The following is a 2,726-nucleotide window of genomic DNA, read 5'->3' as shown; positions in this document are numbered from 1 at the left end:
GCCGCCTTCGAGCAGGCCGCGCAGCGCTCGCTGGCCGAACAGGCCGAGCTGGAAGCCCAGCCGCAAGGCGACTTCGATGCCTTCGTCGCCGCCTACCAGGCCAGCATCCTGGCCCTGGCGGTGTAAGGGGGCTACGCCCTGGGAGGGTGGGCCGGGCGGCGATCCGCTGCAGCCCACCGCTTGCGCCCCTGACGCCCCATTCCGCGGGAGCAACGGCCGCTGGCCGGCGCCGAGCGAGATTCGTCGACTGCATCACAAAGGCCGCCAACGGAGCAAAAGCCGGGATGGGCGGCCGCGTCGCGGCGCGCCCGGGCGGCTAGCATGGCGGGTAACGGATGCAGACGAGCAGCGCCCATGGCCGACGACGCCACTCCGCAATGGAGCCTGGAGAGCCTGACCAAGGCCTACCAGCAAGGCTATATGGCCGGCCTCACCGGCCAGGCCAAAGACCGCCAACCCTACCCCGACGAAGTCCCCGCCGCGGCCTGGGAGGCCGGCTGGGACGACGGCTTCGAGCAGCTGCGCCTGCAGCAGCACAGCGCCTGAGGTTCTGCACGCATCGTGGGAGGGGCTTTAGCCGCGACCGGTCAACCAAGTCGCGGCTAAAGCCCTTCCCAGCGCATTCGCCCCTCTACAAGGTCTTCTCGAACACCTTGGAATTGCGCTGGTAGTTGTACAGCGAGGCGCGCGCCGCCGGCATGCGTTCGACGCTGCTCGGCTCGAAGCCGCGCTCGCGGAACCAGTGGGCGGTGCGCGTGGTGAGCACGAACAGGGTCTTGAGCCCCAGCGCCCGCGCCCGCGCCTCGATCCGCGCCAGCAGCTCGTCGCCGCGGCCGCCGTGGCGATAATCCGGGTTGACCGCCAAACAGGCCAGCTCGCCGCAGTCGGAGTCGGCCAGCGGATAGAGCGCGGCGCAGGCGATGATCAGCCCCTCGCGCTCGACGACGCTGAACTGCTCGATCTCGCGCTCCAGCACCTCGCGCGAACGGCGCACCAGTATGCCCTGCTCCTCCAACGGGCTGATCAGCTCGATCAGCCCGCCGACGTCCTCGATGGTCGCCTCACGCAACGACTCGAACTGCTCCTGGGCCACCAGGGTACCGTTGCCGGTGCGAGTGAACAGCTCGCTGAGCAACGCGCCGTCGGTGGCGTAGCTGACGATATGGCTGCGCTTGACGCCGCCACGGCAGGCCTCGGCCGCGGCATCGAGCAGCTCGCCCTGGTAGTTGCTGCCCAGGCGCGCCAGGTGCGCCGGCACCTGCTGCGGGCGCAATTCGCGCACCAGCTGGCCGTGCTCGTCGAGCAGGCCGTCCTCGGCGCCGAACAGCAGCAGCTTGTCCGCCCCCAGGTCGATGGCGGCGCGGGTGGCGACGTCTTCGCAGGCCAGGTTGAAGATTTCCCCGGTGGGCGAGTAGCCGAGCGGCGACAGCAGCACGATGCTGCGCTCGTCGAGCTGGCGGTTGATGCCCTTGCGGTCGATGCGCCGCACCTCGCCGGTGTGGTGGTAATCCACGCCGTCGAGCACGCCGATCGGCCGCGCGGTGACGAAGTTGCCGCTGGTCAGGCGCAGGCGCGAGCCCTGCATCGGCGAGGCGGCCATGTCCATCGACAGGCGCGCCTCGATGGCGATGCGCAGCTGGCCGACGGCGTCGATCACGCACTCCAGGGTCGGCCCGTCGGTGATGCGCAGGTCGCGGTGATAGTGCGGGGTCAGCCCGCGGGCGGCCAGGCGCGCCTCGATCTGCGGGCGCGAGCCGTGCACCAGCACCAGGCGCACGCCGAGGCTGTGCAGCAACACCAGGTCGTGGACGATATTGGCGAAGTTCGGGTGGGCGATGCCCTCGCCAGGCAGCATGACCACGAAGGTGCAGTCGCGGTGGGCGTTGATATAGGGCGAAGCGTGGCGTAACCAGTTGACGTAGTCGTGCATGAAAGATCCGTGTGAGCGTCGAGACAGGGGGCGGGTCAAGCCGCCATGGCAGGTTCGAAGGTTTCTCTCATCGTCGCAGCACGTCTTCGCTCCGACTCAGGCAATAGTGTTGGATCAGTTGGCGCAGCAACTGCACGGTCGGCTCGATCCGCGCCAGTTCCAGGTGCTCGCCGGGCTGGTGGGCGCAGTCGATGTCGCCGGGGCCGAGCACCAGGGTCTCGCAGCCCAGCTGCTGCAGATAAGGCGCCTCGGTGCCGAACCCCACCGCCTGCGCCGCGTGTCCGGTGAGGCGTTCGGCCAGACGTACCAGTTCGGCGTCGGCGGCCTGCTCGAACGGCGGCACCGCCGGGAACAGCGGGCCGTAGTCGATGCGCACCTGGTGCTTGAGCGCCAGCGGTTGCAGCTTGCCGCGAATCGCCGCGCGCAGCTGCTCCGGGTCCATCCCCGGCAGCGGGCGCAGGTCGAACTCCAGCGCGCACTGGCCGCAGATGCGGTTGGGGTTGTCGCCGCCATGGATGCAGCCGAGGTTCAGGGTCGGTTGCGGCACGCCGAACTGCGGGTTGTTGAACTCGCGCTGCCACTGCGCGCGCAGGCCGCGCAGCTCGCCCATGACGTCCTGCATGGCCTCCAGCGCGCTATGGCCGAGACTAGGGTCGGAGGAATGGCCGCTCTGGCCGAGGATATCGATGCGCTCCATCATCACCCCCTTGTGCAGGCGGATGGGCTTGAGGCCGGTCGGCTCGCCGATTACCGCGGCGCGCCCTAGCGGCCGCCCGGCCTCGGCCAGGGCGCGGGC

4 protein-coding genes are annotated in these 2,726 nt (G+C 69.8%); 2 read left to right on the top strand and 2 right to left on the bottom strand.

From position 1 onward, the window contains the following. Positions 1-126, top strand: a 126-nt coding sequence (locus N878_RS29595) for a hypothetical protein (RefSeq protein WP_256218101.1), incomplete at its 5' end; no start/stop codon positions are given. 228 nt (positions 127-354) lie between these two features. After that, on the top strand, positions 355-546 hold the full coding sequence (locus N878_RS17010; protein ID WP_021444802.1) for a ribosome modulation factor: 192 nt from the start codon (positions 355-357) through the stop codon (positions 544-546). An 85-nt stretch (positions 547-631) separates the two neighbouring features. Here N878_RS17010 and argA read toward each other — a convergent pair whose 3' ends face one another. Continuing rightward, entirely contained in the window at positions 632-1,930 is a 1,299-nt protein-coding gene (argA, locus tag N878_RS17005; protein WP_021444801.1) for an amino-acid N-acetyltransferase, read from the bottom strand. A gap of 67 nt (positions 1,931-1,997) precedes the next feature. Then, a partial coding sequence (locus N878_RS17000; protein WP_021444800.1) for a M20/M25/M40 family metallo-hydrolase occupies positions 1,998-2,726 on the bottom strand: 729 nt, incomplete at its 5' end.

It is taken from the genome of Pseudomonas sp. EGD-AK9, assembly GCF_000465935.2.
Taxonomy (GTDB): domain Bacteria; phylum Pseudomonadota; class Gammaproteobacteria; order Pseudomonadales; family Pseudomonadaceae; genus Aquipseudomonas.
This window is presented reverse-complemented; position numbering and strand designations above follow the sequence as displayed.